This window comes from Mucilaginibacter gossypiicola (assembly GCF_900110105.1).
GTDB classification, from domain to species: Bacteria; Bacteroidota; Bacteroidia; order Sphingobacteriales; family Sphingobacteriaceae; genus Mucilaginibacter; species Mucilaginibacter gossypiicola.
Window position 1 is genome coordinate 56,530 of sequence record NZ_FOCL01000004.1, and the last position, 17,849, is coordinate 74,378.

Consider the following 17,849-nt stretch of genomic DNA (forward strand, 5'->3'; position numbering starts at 1 on the left):
TAATTAGCTTTAATTTAACTTTTTAATTGCACCCCCATACATGTAATTTAAATTACGTTTTTAATTGAATAAGCTATCCCGTTTCCCCGTTTTTCTGTTTTTGTGTTTGCTGGTATGTATGGTATCGTTTACAGGCCGGACCTACGCACAGAAATACATTTTTGCGCACTATGATATTGAAGATGGGCTTATCCAGTCGCAAATTAACAAGCTTTCGATGGATACCGATCATCGTTTGTGGATAGGTACCTTTGGAGGCGCCTGCCGTTTTGACGGAAAGGACTTTACGGCTTATACCCGCTTAACCGGTTTACCTGATAACTATGTTGCAACCATTTTTTCAGATAAAGGGGGCTGTACGTGGTTTGGCACCATGAATGGCCTTGCAAGGCTTTACAAAGGCCGCGTTGTAAAGTACAAGCCGGATATACCATTGAAGCGTTATTTTGTAGGCAATATAACCCAGGACGGGGAGGGGACTATTTGGGTAACATCTGCAGGTACACTATTCAGGATTAAAAATGATAAGATGCAGCACGTGCCTATCAACGATAATCCAGATATTTTTGTTACCAGTTTGGCCGTTAACAGCGCAGGCATACTTTACGCGGCTGTTTATAAAAAAGGGATTTACCGCCTTAAAGGGAAAAAATGGGAACATGCAATTGATGTAGGCCCGCAGTATGAAGAACAGATTATCAAACGCATTTTTTTTGATCGTTTTGATAAAAGCAAAACCTACCTGTTAACCCGTTCAAGCTTGTTGTGCGCAAAGGATGGGATTGCTAAACCGCTGGACTCAAAAATGATTACCGGAAAAATAAAAGGCCAGCTTTTATGTATTGAACAGGATGCCGATGCCAACATCTGGCTGGGTACCGACAACGGTGCCTATTGTATTATGGACGACGATGAGGTAATTCACTATAACTCATCAAACGGACTTACCGATAACTCTATCCCCGATATTTATTTTGATGCCGATAAAAACTTATGGCTGGGCAGCCTTGGCAATGGTCTTTACCGCTGTGAAGGCGACAGATATACCGTGTTTGACCGTACACAGGGCATCCCGGATTCAAAAATTGTAATGTCGGTTACGGAGGATTGGAACAACAATGTTTTAATGGGGATTGATGGGGCTGGTCTTTTGCGCTACGATGGAAAAAAGACCAGCGAAGTACCTGTGCCAACAGGTTCGCCATATTTAAAGGGAGTACAAAGTTTATATACCGATAAAAACGGCACTGTTTGGATTGGTACCGGTCAAACCGGTTTGTGGCAATATGATAAAACCGGTTTCAGACAAATCAAAAACAGTTCGGGCTTTGCTTACAACTTTATCACAGCAACTGAAGACGGTACTATTTGGCTTGCCACTTCCATGGGCTGTTATTATTATCAAAACGGCGAATTGAAACAGCTGGAAGGTATCCCTTCGTATTCGGCTTCAATGCTTGGCCTGGGGCGTGATTCTGTTTTGATAGGAACACAAGGCGGTGTTATGCTGGCCGTAAATAAAAAAATAGTTCCTTCGTTTAAACTCAAATCGTTTCCGGCTACTGCGGTTTACAGCATGATCCGGTATCGCGACCTGCTGCTGGTTGGCACCGACGACAGCGGCTTATACACCTGGGATATGACAACCGGGGCGGTAAATATTTATAATATTGACGACGGTCTCAAGGCCAACAGTATTTACAGTCTTGTGGCCGATGAACGAGGCAGGCTTTGGATGGGCACCGGGCGCGGAATCAACAGGATGCAATATGATCCCATAAAGAAAACTTTTTGGGTAATTGACAACATAGGTTCTAAGGAACCGGTAGTTGAGGCCAATCAAAACGCTATTATGCACCGCGGCCGCCAGGTTTGGATCAGCACAACTAAAGCCGTTATGGTATATAATACGATGACAAAAATGGTTGCGTCGCCACCGCCACACGTGTTCATCAAATCGGTACAGCTGATGAAAGAAGATGGTGAAAAGCGCTCCTCAATAGATCTTGATGACTGGGCCGAACTAAAGCATAATCAAAACCATTTATCAATATCTTTTCTGGGGGTGTATCTTAAAAACCCGGACGCGGTAACTTATCAATATAAACTGGTTGGGTTAGATAGTGCGTTTAGTTCGCCTATGCGTAATAATGTGGTTAATTACCCTTCGCTGCCGCCTGGTACATATACATTTAAGGTAAAGGCAATAAGCCCGGATGGGCAGGTGTCGCCGCAGATGGCCAGTTTTAGTTTTGTTATAATTCCGCCTTTTTATCAAACATTTACCTTCAGGTTATTGGCTATTGTATTGTTGGTGTTTCTTGGTTTTGGAGTGCAAAATTTGGTACATCAGCGTAAAATAAAACGTGAAAAGGCAATTGAAGCCATGAAGCGCGAAGAGAAGCTAAAGATCCGCCAGCAAACAGCCGAAGATTTTCATGACGATTTAGGTAACAAATTAACCCGTATCACCGTCTTATCAGAGATACTGAATGCCAAAATAGATAAGGAGCAGGCAGATCAGCGTGGAATTGTTGATCAGATCAAGCAAAATGCAGCATCATTATACAACGGTACAAAAGATATCCTGTGGGCACTTGACCCTAAAAGTGATAACCTGTATGAAACCCTCAACCATATCCGCGAGATTGGGATAGAGGTTTTTCATGATGTACCGGTTGATTTTGAGTTTGCCGATGTTGATGAAGATATCCAGCTGATAAAGCTGCCCATGGAGTACAGCCGCAACATCACCATGATATTTAAGGAACTGTTAAATAACATCCTTAAACATGCCGATGCCGGGCTGGTGATTTTTGAGCTTGATCAAAGCGATAAAAACGCGATAGCAATGAGGGTGACAGATGACGGTAAAGGGTTTGACAGTAATGCTGCCCATCGGGGCCGGGGTATCAACAATATTAATGCCCGGGCCAAACGCATCAACGCGTCATTGCTTATTAACTCACAAGCTGGTAAAGGCACATCAGTAACGTTAAAATTTAGCAAAAATCAACTAAGTAATTAAACATGGCGCGTACTATTAAAGTAAGTATTATTGAGGATGATGAAACCCTGCGCGATGGCTATGCCTTTTTAATTGGCGCCACTGAGGGGTATGACGTGATTAGTACTTACTGCTCATATGACGAAGCCTCAAAAAAAATAGCTACAGATAAACCAGATGTAATATTGCTGGATATAGAGTTGCCAGGTGTTAATGGTATTGATGCTATTCCTAAATTAAAAAAGCTGCTGCCTAATTGCTATGTCCTGATCCTGACTGTTTATGAATCGGAAAAGCAAATCTTTAACGCGCTGGCAAACGGTGCTTCAGGATATCTTACTAAAAATACGCCTTCAACCAAAATCATCGAATCCATAAAAGAAGTGCGGGAAGGTGGTGGCCCCATGAGCATTAATATTGCCCGCCTGGTGATCCGCTCGTTCCAAAAAAACCAGGAATCGCCTTTATCCAAACGTGAAACTCAGATCCTGGAGCTGATAGGTGAGGGCAAAAGCCGCGCGCAGATAGCCAATGAATTGTTTATTGATCTTGAAACCGTTCGCAGCCATATCAAAAACATTTACCTTAAGCTTGATGTAAACTCACGTGCTGATGCTATTAAACTGGCAAGGCAAAATAAGCTGATATAGTTAATCAGGCTTTACATTAGAGTGTATCTTAAAACCATGTCATTGCGAGCGCAGCGTGGCAACCGCATGCGATACAAAGCGGTCATGTTTCCGTGCGATTTCTTCGTGCAATGATATGGTCTTATAACAATTTACTGCCAACAACCCTCAAATTCTACTAATTCATAAATCCCCCAAATAGGGGGATACTATCCCCCCGCCGGTAAAGTACCTTTGATATGTTAAGTAGTTTTAACTGACCGGCTACTGTAAACCCGCTTCAAAAAATTATCCTGTATGCTGCCCCCGGCCAACAGGCTGATTTCCATTATTAAATCTGGTTTCTGTTAAAAACTACTTAAAAATGAAATTGAAATATTTACCTGTGTATACTGCCGATTTTGAGGGCCAAATTGAGTTTTATACCCAAAAATTAGGCTTCAGGGTAACTGGTAAAATGACATTTTATGAGGGTAGGGAAAGCACGGTGATCCAGTCGGATAAATTAAATGTGGCGTTGCTTGTAACTAATAACGACAGCAGCAGTGATAAGAGTAATATTATTATAAACACAACCGACTGTTTGAAAGAGTATCATTTGCTTCGTACGGCAGGCGTGTTTTTTTGCAAATCGCCGGCTTACTTACCTGCCGGATTGGCGGCCGAGTTTTTAGATCCGGCAGGCAACAAATTTATGTTACTGGAAGAAAGAAATTATAACGAACAATAAAATCATATCACAATGGACTATTCAAAAGTATTACGCAACAACAATAAGATTGTAAGCCGCACTGGTGGCCAGAGACAGGGGCCGCAGTATACTTCAGATTTAAGCCTTCGCTTTGTTTTAAGCGGTAATGAACGTTATGATATTGGCCGCAGGCATTTGTCTATATACCCCGATTCATTCCTGATCCTGAACAGGGGGACTCAATATTCAACCGATACTGATCTTGATCAGCAGGTGCAGTCGTTTGCCATTAATTTTGATCAGCAGTTTTTGCAGGATTTTAAAGATTGCTGGACTTTTGACGATGACAACCTGTTAAATAAAGGTTATGGCAACAGCAAAGCGCAACCCGAATTTAATGAAACCATATATCCTTTTGCAGGTGATATAAAATACAATGTATTTCACCTGAAACAACATCTGGACAATGGAATGCAGGATGAAATGCTGATCAACGAATACCTGCATCATACGCTTATCAATTATTTTCATATTTATAATGATGAGATCTGTAAAAAAGTCGAAAAGCTTGATTTTTTAAACCAGGGTACCAGGGTTGAGATACTGCGTCGCCTCAACCTGGCTAAAGAATATTTGTACAGTAATTATAATCAGAATATTAGCCTCGAAGATCTTGCCGAACATGCCTGCCTTTCGGTTAATCATTTGCTGCGCACTTTTAAGCAGGCATTTGGTTTAACACCGCACCAGTTTTTGATCCAGCTGCGTTTAAAACGCTCGTTGATGCTGCTTAAAGATACCCGTTACCCTGTAAATGAGGTAGTTGGCATGGTGGGGTTCGAATGCCCAAGCTCGTTCATAAGATTGTTCCGCACGCATTATAAGATTACACCGTTAAAGTACAGGCAATCAGCGTGATAAGAGTTTTCTTTTTGTGTTAAGATGGTGCTTTTCACACATATAGCACGCCTTTAACACCCTATGTTTGTAGTACCAGATAGTTTTTTGTTAAGGATATTTGGTCAGTTAATAGTTAATTAAAAAGTCAGTAACGCGAGGTCACTGACTTTTTGCTTTTTAGGGGGGAACTCTCCATTTCGTCATTGCGAGGCACGAAGCAATCCCAAACTATACAGGGCGGACCTGCAAATTGGGGATTGCTTCGTGCCTCGCAATGACGTGTCTTTTAGGCTTATCCTTGTTAGTAAAATGTGCGAAAATCAACATTTGGTTTCATTGCTGTAACATTCTCCAAAAAACATCGTCTCTTAAGTTAAAACCTACTGCTATGAAATTTTTTACCATATTGGCCGTTACCGGGGGATTGTTTTTTTCTTCACTCCAGATAGAAAAAAATAATGTGGCAAGCATGAAACACAACAAAAACAAATGCTGCATGAACGCCAAAAAATCAAAATGCCCACTTGCATGCAAACGGGCAAAATCAGTTAAATTAAACAGTTAAAAATGATACAGGGTTTCATCCCCTCAAAAGGCGTCCGGTGATAAAAGGGGCATCTGTTGCCGGCGCCTTTGCAGCGTTTATTTGTTCAATTCAAATTTTAATAATTCAGCATCTCCTGCTTTTACTAAAACGCTATTGGTGTTTACGTTAGTGCCTTGTAGCAGCGATTTCGCATTTGCTGTTTTCCCTGGCTCAAGACTAATCCTTTTCGGGTTGATAGTATATGCTTTATCAGTATCACCGTAATTGAACAGTGCCAGATAAAAGCTATTGCCAATTTTAAGTGAAAACTGCTCCGTTGTTCCTGTTTCAGTATTCCCCTCAACCGGTCTGAAAGCTTTTCCGTTTTGTACAACTTTTAAAATTTCAGGGTTTTGATACATAGCTTTAGCCCTGTTGCCCCATTGGCCATGGGTAGAGAAGTCATCGCCTGTTATGAACGTTCCTGTAACAACTGCCGAGAGCATCCTTGCCCTGTTAGCGCCTTCGGTTTCGGTTGAAAGTACAACATGGTCGGCATCGATATAATTGTACAGATAAGTTTGCCACCAGCCATAGTTTACGCTGTTTAATGTATAACGGGTATCCTTTATGGTTTTAAAGGCGTCGCATGCAATGCGTCGCATGTGGGCGTAACGGCCGGTTGCCAGGCTGGGCGAGATGGCCGCATAAACCAGCATCTGATCACCAAGCTGATCAATCAGGTGTTCCATCCCTTTTTTATAGGCCTGCATACCGGTAGTGATTTTAGGATCATAAAAATGACTTGATTCGGCTGCCGCGTGGCCAAGAAAATCGATCTTGATCATTTTAAAACCGCATGCTTTTAATTTGCCAATCACATAGTCGATATGTTGCAAAGTGCCCGGATGGGTTGGATCGGTTGCACGGGCACCGTCGATGTCATGATAGCTATCGCCAACTTTTGTCCATGTTTCGCCATAGGTATAGTTACTGCCTAAAACTTTGCGATCGGGGCCGCCTTTCCATCCCCAATCAGTAAATGGGGCCCAGTACACGCCGGGTTGTAAGCCTTTTGATTTGCAGTAATCTGCAAATGATTTCAGTTTGCTAAAATCTCCTTCCCAGCCACCGCTGATCATGTTGTCCCAAAACGAATCGAGATCAATAAAAGCAGTATTGCCATTGCGGAAGGCCGGAATGCTATCGGCAAAAAAGTCGGTTACTTTAATGGCTTTGTCGTAATTCAGTTTTTCCTGCATAACACCCCAGCTGTTCCAGCCAACAGGGGTAGGTTTTGTCCAGTTAAAGACGTAAGGAGGCTCAGCAATTCGGTTGGCTTTCCCAAACTCCTCCATACCGTTACGCCAGTCGGCAAAGCAGCCAACAAATACCTTAGGCGATTTAACTGTATTGCCGCTGATAAAACCATGAGCAATTTTATCACGGTTTACAGCTTCTTCGGTATAACCACCCCATACTTCAAACGTATTGGGGCTGTCTTTTTTGGCAACGGTACGCACACCGGTTTTCCAGGTTTCGTGTTCTACAGACCCAAACACCAGGCCTTTGCGGCTACTGTTGTCAAAAATGGTTCCAACTTCGGCGCTGGTATTGGTGAGCGGTGCTTTAAACGTTTTTGAATCATAGCTGATGAAAGTATCGTTATCAAAAGGTACAAATAAGGAACGGGCGTCGCCGGCAATTGCCGCCATATTACCTGCAATTGGCTCCATGTAATTTGTTTTCAGGTTTTTACCTTCAATATGAAGTTCGACAAAAAAATAGCCTTTATGCGATGGGTAGGTATAAAACACCTGCACCATGTTTGGCAAGTTGTTGCCTGTTAAGGTAAAAGTATGTTTTACGCCTTTACCAAAACCATCGGTTATTAAGGCTTTGGTATAAGCAACGCTTTTGTATGCCGTTGAAGTAATAAATTTTCCGTTGATGCCGGCTTTGCTATAACAATTACCAAGTACGGTTTTACCGTTTTCGATAACGGAAAAAGTGCCGGTTTTTTGGTTGTAGCTGATCATGCCGGCGGGGCCGTATGAAAACGATATATTCTCTTGCGGTGTTGGTTGGATAGCGTTGGTTTTGACCGATGCTGAAACAATTGCCGGCTGCCAAACGCAAAGCAAGCCGGACAATTGCACAGCAATTATAAAACGGGTAAGAAAGTTTTGCATGAATTTTAGGTTATTAAATGTCTAAGTTACATTTTATTTATTATATACAACAGGGTATTTAAACCATATCGCATTCTTTGCAATTACGGCTTAATAAAGAATAATTTGTTATAAATAAGACACCCTGAAAAGGGTGCCTTATTTGCTTATAAGCTATTATTAAGCTTTAGCGGCCATTATGCTTTTAACCTGTCCGTTAACTTTTACCTTAACCGTACGTGGAGTAGGAGAGGTTATTTTGTAAGATATTATTTTACCATCTTTCCATTTCATATCAACGGTAAAATTGCCACGGGCTTTAAGGCCTTTTACTTCGCCCTGTGCTTTCCATGTGTCGGGGATAGATGGTATCAGGTCAATAAAACCTGCATGGCTTTGGATCAGCATTTCGGCAATGCCGGCTGTTGCACCAAAGTTGCCGTCAATCTGAAACGGAGGACCTGCTGATAACAGGTTAGGGTATACGCCGCCGCCAGCGCCATAATTAATATCGGTTTTGATGGTTGGCTTCATCAGCTCTTTAAACAGTTTGTAGGTACGGTTACCATCATGCAGGCGGGCCCACCATAGTATTTTGTAAGCGATAGACCAGCTTGGGCCGTCGTCGCCACGTACTTCTAAAGTTTTCTTGGCGGCTTCGGCAAGTGCAGGAGTAGCTTCTGGTGTAATCTCAGATGCCGGGAATAAACCGTACAGGTGTGATACATGGCGGTGTTGCGGCTCGGTTTCTTTGTAATCTTCCATCCATTCCTGGATACGGCCATCTTTAGCTATAACACCCGGAGGGGGAAGTTTTTTTACTTTGGCAGCCAGCGTTTTGCTGAATGCTGCATCTGTACCCAGCACTTTGCTTGCGGTTATCACGTTATTGAACAACTCGCGGATAATCTGGTTATCAATAGTTGGGCCTACGCAGATACTGGCGTGTGTGCCATCGGGCAGGTAAAAACTGTTTTCGGGCGATGATGAAGGCGAGGTAACCAACCTGCCTGTTTTAGCATCGCTGATAAGCATACTGTTGTAAAATTGCGCGGCACCTTTCAGTATCGGGTAAATTTGTTTCAGGTAGTTTTTATCACCTGTGAAATCATAATGCTGCCACAGATTGTCGCAAAGCCAGCCCGAGCCAACTTTACAAACTCCCCATGAAGCACTCTCACCCGGTTCGGTAAAACCCCATGGGTTGGTAATTACGTGGGCTACCCAGCCATCAGCATTGTAATAGGCTTTTGCTGTTTTTTCGCCATGGGGCACCATACCTTTAACCAGATCGGCGAGGGGCAGGTTTAATTCTGATAAATTGGAGACCTCAACCGGCCATTGGTTCATTTCAATGTTGATATCCAGGTGATAGTCGCCGTTCCATGGGGTATGCACTTCGTTAGCCCATAAACCCTGCAAGTTTGGCGGCAAAAGGCCTACACGTGTGCTGCAGATGCTCAGGTAGCGGCCAAACTGGTAAAATAAGGCCGGCAGGCTTTTATCCGCGTCGGGGTTATTGCGGAAAGCGATAAGTCTTTGATCTGTTGTTAGTTTCTCGGCCTCTGATGTGCCAAGGTCAATGTTCACCCTGTTAAATAACTTTTGAAAGTTGGCTGTATGCTGTTGTTTTTCTGAAGCATAAGGTTTTTTCATAGCGGCCTTCAGTGCGCCGTCTATTTTGGTGAGATACTGCGGATTCTTAAAATCTGTACCTGCCGATACATAAATGATCACCTCGGTTGCATCCTTAATAATCAGCGAAGTAGGGGTGGTATTTAACGAGCCGCCGGTTAGTTTTGCCTTTACTCTCGCTTTGTAAGCCACACCTTTGCCGTCGGTGCCGTTATCCAGCTGACCGGTAAGATCAAGTTCATTACCTGCTGTACTGGTAACCCCACGTTCCGGGCGACTGATATTGATGCTCAGGTTAAGCATTCCTGGCTTTTCGGCGCTTAATTTTATTATATCTACATCATTACCAAAACTGGTAAAGTATTCGCGCTTGTAGGTAACGCCATTTACCTGGTAAGTGGTTTTAGCAAGGGCATTATTTAATGAAAGCTCGCGCTCATAGTTATCATATTTTACATCTTTATCATCAATGCCTTTGTATTGGTAGCTCAGGTTAAGGTCGCCAAGCATCTGGAAACAGCCAAATGGCACGCCACCTGATCCTTTACCTGTGCAAACAAATGATTTATCAATAATGGCCTGAGCCTCTACATTTTTACCTGCCGCAAGTAGGCTTCTTATTTCGGGTAGTTTTTTATAGGCTTCGTAGTTATTGGCATCTTGCGATGACCCCGACCACATGGTAATATCATTCAATACCACCTTTTCGTTAGTGATGCCGCCGTCGGGCATCATTCCTAAACGGCCATTACCAAGGGCTACGGTTTCTTCCCAGCGTTGGGCAGGCTGTTTGTACCAAAGTTTTAATTGTTTTGTTTGTGCGTGAGTAAACGTTGTAATACCTGTTATCATTACAGTTATTAGCAGGGGCGTTCTTTTTAGCATGTTTATGTTAATTAGGTTTTCTGTTTTAAGTTTATTTACCCGCTGCAATTACAGGGATTTCTTCGGCGTTTTTATTCAGTTCCAGTACTATAACATTACTATTTGCATCGGGTAAAGTTTGCGGCAAATCAATGCTATAGCCCGTTGTATCTTGGTTATAATTTACTTTGGTTCCGCCCAGCACGTAGGCATTGGCTATGTTAACACCGGGCAAGTTTGGTAATGCAATTTTATTGCCTTTTTTCTGAAATATGTGCAAATAGATCTTGTTTCCCCTACGTGTAACAGCATAGTTATCATTTGGTGCGAAGGGGCCGTCTTTAGTGCCATAAATGCTTTCTCCATATTTTTTGAGCCAGGCACCCATTTGCTGCAGGGTTTCAACCTGCCGGGCTTCAATACGACCATCTGGCATTGGGCCAACGTTAAATAGCAGGTTGCCATTACCGGCAGCGGTTTTTACCAATGTTTGAATACATTCCCGTGCGCTTTTCATTTTGTCGTTAGGTTTCCAGGCCCATTGCTGGCAAATGGTGATACAACTTTCCCATGGTTCGCTCATGTTAAGCTGGCCGATGCGCTGCTCTGGGGTAAGGTAATCACCTACCGATTGGTCATTCAGTTTTTCGCTTTCTTTACCTAAGCGGTTATTTACAATAACGTTTGGATCAACACTTTTGATGAAATTGTAAATCTCCTGCCCGTCGGCATTGGTCCATGGTTTTTCCCAGTAACCATCAAACCAAAGCAGGTAGGGATGATATTTGGTGATGAGTTCTTCTAACTCATTCTTCATTTGCGTTTTAAAGGCCACCATATTACCCTTAACATTCTTAGTCGAATCGTAAGGGTTGTGGATAGGGTAGTTAGGGTCGTGCCAGTCTAGCACGGTATGGTAGATGCAAAAAAGTACACCCTGCTTTTTACATGCAGCAGCCAGTTCGGCCACTATATCGCGTTTATAGGGTGTTTTACTAATGTTATAATCGGTAAAGGCAGATGGCCATAAAGCAAATCCATCATGATGTTTGGCGGTGATCACAAGGTATTTCATACCAGCATCTTTGGCTGCTTTTACAATAGCATCGGCGTTGAATAAAACCGGGTTAAATTCTTTGTACAGGTTATCATAATCTTCCTGCGCTACTTCTTTATTTCGGCTCCAGCCAATTTCGGTACCACGTAAGGTTACCGGCCCAAAGTGTATAAACATGCCGAAGCGCTTGGACATGAAGTCATCTAAAACCGTTTTCGGGGTTTTTACAGGAATATCCTGTTGGGCAAAGCCAACTTTGATTATCGAAAACAGGTAAAGAATAATAATTGCCGTTTTTTTCATTGCGAAATTTTTGAGATGGACACTATGCAGAGGTCATTTTTTTATACAGCGTTTAAGGCGGAGATGATAAAAGGCTTTTTTAGTGGTGAAATATTTGATTTCTTTATATGTTAACATGACAATTAAAAGTTTTAAGCCTTGTTTATGACCTGTTTCTGTGTTTGGAAAAAATTAATTGGTTAAGAAATAGATTACCTGACACGTGTTACCCTTGCTGTTTTTACTCTTATCGGCTTCAATTTTCAGGTTGAGCGTGTGTGTGCCTTTTTTAAGATCGGTACTAAAGGTTACGTACCATGGCAGGTAGATCCATGAACTAAACTCTGTGTACAGGTCCATTTTTTTTTCGATGCCGCCGTCAATACTGTAGCTTATAATGCCGGCATCCGGTCCGGATGCTATTGCCATTCCTATAGCAGTGCCGGTAAATTGGAGTGTTAGTGATGCCCCCGGTTTAGTGCCAATGAGCATGGGCTTATGCACAAAACCAGGACGGGTGCTTAGCTTATCGTTTGGCGCCCAATCGCGATTAATTGCCCAACCATTCAGATTCGTAGCATTTTGAATGTCGTAATAATGGCCATTGCCGAGATTGAATGCATTAAGCGGTTTGGGCATTGGATTTGCTTTAGAAGCAGTTGCCTGTTGCTGATCGAAGCATGTACTGAGCAGGCTTTTTATTGTGGCAAAGTAAAGTTCCTGCCCATAAATAGCGGGGTGCAAGTCTTTAAAATCATATTCCCATGAAAACTCGTGGTTATTAAGTTTGTCAGTAACTTCTTTAGCCAGGTTAACGGATGGTAAGCCGTAATGTGCTGCAATTAGTTCATGGTTTTTTATTTGAAGCGGAATTTTGCCGTTATTGTAATCCCTGATTTTATCCGGATCAACAAATGACATCATGACGATATCCATCAGCGGATTAGCTTTTTTTGCATGCCTTACAATTCCTTCTAATGCCCTTACTTCAGTAAGGCTGTCCAGCCCGTTCACATTATCGTTTACTGCAGCTTCAACAAACATTAAATCAACTTTGCCCGAATCAAGTACGTCCCGCTGTAAGCGGAAAGCATGCGGTACACTACCCAACGAGGGAATCCCGGCCTGTATAAAATGAAAACTGGTTGAAGGAAAGCGTTCGGTAAGGTAGCGGCTTATCTTTTCGCGCCAGCCAGGGTTATAGGTAATTGATCCGCCTAAAAAAGCTACCGTAGCTTTTTTGCCTTCACTAATTATATTGAGGCTATTAGCAAGGCCGTTACGGCAAATAAAATAATCGGCGTATGGTAATATTTTTTTTATAGGATAGCTGTAGCCCATGATCATACCGGCCCAGTGTTCGGGATGTTCAATAGGGAAGTGGTGTCCGTTCAACTCCTGCGGACCGGCAGTTACCGGGTATATCATCATCGGTCCGCCTAACGCGGTATAGCGTTGAGCAAGGATATTAGTGTTTTCGGCATTGGGGACTACCTTATCATTTATACCTATAATGTGCATAACAGGTACTTTAAATGCAGCAAGGCCATCAAGGTTATCAATAGGATTGTCTTTGTAATCAAGTGCCTGTTGCTCTGTAAAGTGGTATACCTCCTGCAACTGTTTCCACAGGTTGGCATCGCCAGGGGCGCTGAGTTTACCGCCCGGCCAGCTTTTAATATTGCAAACAGGGGCTTCATTATAAATGCAGCTTACTTTATCAGGATTGCGTTTGGCCCAGCCATATACATATAAGCCGCCGCGGCTTACACCCTCAAGCGCAACTTTGGCGGCAAACGATTTTTGGGTGGTTAAATATTGGTAAAAAGCATCCCAAACCTGCAATGCATATGGGCTGCCGTATTGGTCGTCAACATTTACAAAGGCAACATGAAAACCTTTGGATAACAGTATACTGTCGATATCTGTGTGCCAGTCTGGAAAGGAGGCACGCCATACCCATGGATTGCCTTCAAGTGACTTTTTTGGGGTTACATAATAAGCTTTGTGATGGCCTATAGTGATATTGACCCGTTCAAATCCTTTCCAGCTATCATTAGTTGTATGTTGAATTGTATATACGGCTGGGGCATTGCCTGCACTTACATTTTCATGGTTTTGTGCTGAGGCAATACCGGCCGTGAACCCAAATAATAGCGTAATCAAAAAAAATTTAATCATTCGGTTTTGGTTGTGATAACCCAATTTCAAAAAATGTCTTTTTTTGAAATTGCTGTTTTTGATAAAAAGCTTTTTTGTAAAACCTTAGAAACTGGTGTTTATAATCAGCGTAAAAATATGTAGGGCATTAACAATTAATTGTACTTAAATTGATTTGTTTTGATACTATTTTGACGTGGTATTTTTGCTTTAGTGCGTAGAATGGTGTTTTGAAACAATTTAGTTGTAATAAGTGTGTTTTTCACAACTAAATAATGTTAAAAAGACAAAGAGTTGCGCAATATTGTATTGATGGTTTTGGTCAATAGTTCATTGTTGATGGTTCATGGCTCGTCCGTTAAAAACTTACGAAGTTTTTAAAACTTCGTAGGTTTGAAAGAGCTTAATGCCCGATCACCGTTAATGAAGGTTCTTCAGATTCATCCGAGTAAGCTTTATTCTTCACAACATAACCTTTTATACCATAATAAAATACATACACATAACAAAGCAATGGTGCAATGAATGCCATCCTGATGCTAAAATGATCTGATATTACCCCCATTACTGGAGGAATAATTGCGCCGCCTACAACACCCATAATAAGTAATGATGAAGCTACCTTGGTGTAATTACCTATGTTTTTGATGCTGAGCGTAAAAATAATAGGATACATTACTGAGGTAAACAACCCTACTACAGACAATGAAATTATGGACAGATAGCCGCCGGTAAGTACCGATACCAATATCAGCGTAAACGCGCCTACACTGCATAGGGTAAGCACTTTATTGGGTTTTACCTGCTTAAGCAAAAATGCCCCCAGCAAGCGTCCGGCTAAAACCAGTGCCATGTAAAGAGTGATAAACAGCGCTGATTTTTGCTCAGTAATACCTGCAATATTTAATGACTTTGTATAGCGAATGATAAAACTCACCACGCCAACCTCGGCACCTAAGTAGGCAAAAACTGCTATTACGCCAAGCATGGTATGCCTGAACTTAAATACTCCCGATAGTTTTTGGCGATTATTACTCTCGTGTATGACCGGCAGTTTTAAAAAGTAAAGTACTAAACATAAGGCTATAAACAACCCCGCCAGCGTTAGGTAAGGAGGAATAACCAGATGCGCCTCGCTGCTTAAAAATGATTTTAGTTGCTCTGGGTTAAATGACTGGATAAGGTTTGCCGGAATATCTTTTTCATGCAGCAAAAATTTAGAGCCGATGAATGGGCCTATAGTGGCTCCCATCGAACCAACTGCGGCAGCGAGGCTTAACCGGCTTGAAGCATGATCCGGATCGCCAAGTTTTGAAATATAGGGGGTAGCGGTAACCTCCAGTATAGCAAAGCCCGATGCCATGGTAAATAAAGCCAACAGGAATACTGGGTAAAACCGGGTGGTGGCGGCTGGATAAAATATAGCGGCGCCAATGGCTGCCAGGATAAGTCCGGTGAGCATCCCTGCCCTGTAACCCATTTTTTCAATGAAACGCCCGGCAGGTAAAGCCATCAAAAAATAAGCTCCAAAAAATGCCGACTGGATCAGCGAGGACTGCAGATCGGATAATTGGCAAGCTCTTTTTAGGTGTGGAATAAGCACGTCGTTAATATTACGGCTCAAATTCCAGAAAAACATCAGGCTCATTACTATCAGCAGCGGCACCAGATATTTTGTTACATTACCGTTGGTTTTGTTCATGGTTCATATCTTGTTTTATCGTCTGTAGCCTAATTCGGCACCACCGCTTACGGGCATAATGCAGCCGGTTACAAACCGTGCCGCATCCGAAAGCAGGAAGACTGCGGCATCTGCCACTACATCACCCTCGGGGCAGTAGCCTAAAGCATGGATATTATTCAGGTAGTTCTCTATCGACCCGGGATCAGGCTGTTCTGCTGCCCATTGTTTAAGTAAGGGTGTCCATACGCCAGCCGGCGAAACAGCATTTACCCTGATGCCATATTGTGCATAATCAAGCGCCATTGATTTGGTAAGGGCATTAATGCCGCCTTTGGTTGCGGTATAAGCAGCATGCAGGCTTTGACCAATATCGCCGGCCATACTGCTGGTATTTAAAATGCAGCCTTTTGATGCTTTAAGCAAATCAATACCGTATTTGGTTGTCCAAAACAGGCTTTTGAGGTTAACGTTCATCAAGGCATCCCATTCATCCTCTTCGGTTTCATCAACAGGTTTTGAGGGATGCGCTATAGCCGCGTTGTTATGAATAGCATCAAGTTTGCCATAATGTTTCCGTATGGCGTCAAAGGCTGCTTTTACATCAGCCGCCTTTGATACATCGCCGGGAATACCTTCATGGTTGCCACCAAAACGGTCGAGGGTTTTATAAAGGGCGCGCTCATTTACATCCATTATAAAAACGGTTGCCCCCTCGCGGATGTAAGCCTCAGCGCAGGCCAGGCCAATGCCCGATGCGCCTCCAGTAATAAATATTACTTTGTTTAATAATTGGTTCATTTTGGGTGTTTAGCTGGTTACAAGGTCGCTGCTGTTGCCCGCTTCAGCAGGCACTGCGTAATAGCCCCCACTAATATTGGCCGGATTTTTAAAATATTTGGCCAAATGCGGTATATGTTCCAAAAATAAGTTTTCGTGCCCAATAGCTATATGGTTAAACAATACCAAATGCTGATGGATCTGCCCCATATCACCCACGTGCGGCACTACGGGTATATTGAATTTTTTTGCAAGCAGGCTTATCGTCAAAAATTCGGATACACCCCCAACGCGTACGCAATCAACCTGGCAAAAATCCATAGCACCGGCCTGTAAAAAGTTTTTAAAGATGATCTTGTTAGGAATATGCTCACCCGCAGCGATTTTAAGCGGTGCAATTTCTTTTGCCAGCGTTTGATGTGCCAATACGTCATCGGGGTGGGTAGGTTCCTCTATCCAGTAGGGGTTAATGCTGCTCAGTTCTTTGCAAATGGAGATAGCCTGGGGCAGGTTCCATTTTTGGTTGGCATCGAGCATAATAGTTGTTTTATCTCCTGCTTCGGCCCTAACCAGCTTTGCCCTGCGGATATCGCGCTGCGGATCATTGGAGCCTACTTTTAACTTCATGGCCGTAAAACCGTGGTCAATGGCACGTGCCACGTTCTCTTTGATCTTCTCATCGGAATAGTTAAACCAGCCCACTGATGTATCGTATGCCTTATAGCCTGTTTGCAAAACATTGTTGCGGAGTGTACGGTCTGCGAAGTTTCCTTTTAATATATTTTCCGCGTCTTCAATAGTCAATACATCTTCAAGATAGTTGAGGTCAAGCGTAGCCACCAGTTCTTTCGGACTTAGATCAAGCAAAAGCTTCCAAAGTGGCACCTGGCGGCTTTTAGCCCAAAGATCGAAGCATGCGTTTACTATGGCTGCCAGCGCCAACTGCATCACGCCTTTGTGCGGGCCCAGCCAGCGGTAAGTGGGCGAATCAAGTATAGAACGGTAAACAGAACCGAAATCGGCCATGAGTTCTTCAATTTCGCGCCCTTTTAATGTTTCGGAAAGGTATTGTATGGCTTTGCATACCAGGTCGTTACCGGCGCCAAGGGTAAAGGCCAGGCCAATGCCTTTTACGCTGCTATCGGTGTGCAGTTCGCAAATGGCGTAAGCATATTGGGTTGAATCGTTTACAGCATCAGATCCGGCGCCATTGCCTAAATTAAAACGCTTGTCGGTAACTTCAATTTTATTAATGTACATGTAAGTAAATATATTTTGCAAATAATTTCAGACTGTTCTCAATAGAAAAGCCGGGATGAAATCTTGTTTCCTGTGTTTGTAAATCGGTTTATTATGCCTTTTGAGATAAAGTATAATACCGTAAAATTAGCTCGGTTTGCTGTTTTACTTTCACTTTAATTGGCAACTTTCGATAGTATTTTTGCTTATATTTAGCTTTTTTAGTG

11 protein-coding genes are annotated in these 17,849 nt (G+C 42.7%); 4 read left to right on the forward strand and 7 right to left on the reverse strand.

All coding sequences use genetic code 11. From position 1 onward, the window contains the following. The first annotated feature begins 64 nt into the window (after positions 1-64). The 4 genes from BMX50_RS14015 (at position 65) to BMX50_RS14030 (ending at position 5,245) form a co-directional block, all read left to right on the forward strand. On the forward strand, positions 65-3,028 hold the full coding sequence (locus BMX50_RS14015; RefSeq protein ID WP_143065178.1) for a ligand-binding sensor domain-containing protein: 2,964 nt from the start codon (positions 65-67) through the stop codon (positions 3,026-3,028). A 2-nt stretch (positions 3,029-3,030) separates the two neighbouring features. Beyond that, a complete protein-coding gene (locus tag BMX50_RS14020; protein ID WP_091211176.1) occupies positions 3,031-3,657 on the forward strand; it encodes a response regulator transcription factor in 627 nt (208 codons plus the stop codon). 343 nt (positions 3,658-4,000) lie between these two features. Continuing rightward, positions 4,001-4,366 (forward strand): VOC family protein, encoded by a 366-nt coding sequence (locus BMX50_RS14025; protein ID WP_091211177.1) that lies wholly within the window; start codon positions 4,001-4,003, stop codon positions 4,364-4,366. A gap of 12 nt (positions 4,367-4,378) precedes the next feature. Continuing rightward, positions 4,379-5,245, forward strand: a complete 867-nt coding sequence (locus BMX50_RS14030; RefSeq protein ID WP_091211178.1) for a helix-turn-helix transcriptional regulator — start codon at positions 4,379-4,381, stop codon at positions 5,243-5,245. A 624-nt stretch (positions 5,246-5,869) separates the two neighbouring features. Here the strand turns inward: BMX50_RS14030 and BMX50_RS14040 are convergent. From BMX50_RS14040 to BMX50_RS14070, 7 genes are all read right to left on the reverse strand, one after another. After that, on the reverse strand, positions 5,870-7,945 hold the full coding sequence (locus BMX50_RS14040) for an alpha-amylase family protein (RefSeq protein ID WP_091211180.1): 2,076 nt from the start codon (positions 7,943-7,945) through the stop codon (positions 5,870-5,872). 159 nt (positions 7,946-8,104) lie between these two features. Further along, a complete protein-coding gene (locus tag BMX50_RS14045) occupies positions 8,105-10,444 on the reverse strand; it encodes a glycoside hydrolase family 95 protein (RefSeq protein ID WP_091211828.1) in 2,340 nt (779 codons plus the stop codon). 31 nt (positions 10,445-10,475) lie between these two features. Continuing rightward, a complete protein-coding gene (locus BMX50_RS14050) occupies positions 10,476-11,783 on the reverse strand; it encodes an alpha-L-fucosidase (protein WP_091211181.1) in 1,308 nt (435 codons plus the stop codon). Between the two features lie 171 nt (positions 11,784-11,954). Further along, positions 11,955-13,943, reverse strand: a complete 1,989-nt coding sequence (locus BMX50_RS14055) for an SGNH/GDSL hydrolase family protein (protein ID WP_091211182.1) — start codon at positions 13,941-13,943, stop codon at positions 11,955-11,957. A gap of 382 nt (positions 13,944-14,325) precedes the next feature. Beyond that, complete coding sequence (gene fucP / locus BMX50_RS14060; protein ID WP_091211183.1) at positions 14,326-15,624, reverse strand: L-fucose:H+ symporter permease; 1,299 nt, start codon at positions 15,622-15,624, stop codon at positions 14,326-14,328. 15 nt (positions 15,625-15,639) lie between these two features. Beyond that, the gene (locus BMX50_RS14065; protein WP_091211184.1) at positions 15,640-16,404 is read right to left on the reverse strand and encodes an SDR family NAD(P)-dependent oxidoreductase; all 765 of its coding nucleotides are present in this window, start codon (positions 16,402-16,404) and stop codon (positions 15,640-15,642) included. A gap of 9 nt (positions 16,405-16,413) precedes the next feature. Beyond that, on the reverse strand, positions 16,414-17,643 hold the full coding sequence (locus BMX50_RS14070) for an enolase C-terminal domain-like protein (RefSeq protein WP_091211185.1): 1,230 nt from the start codon (positions 17,641-17,643) through the stop codon (positions 16,414-16,416). Positions 17,644-17,849 lie beyond the last annotated feature (206 nt).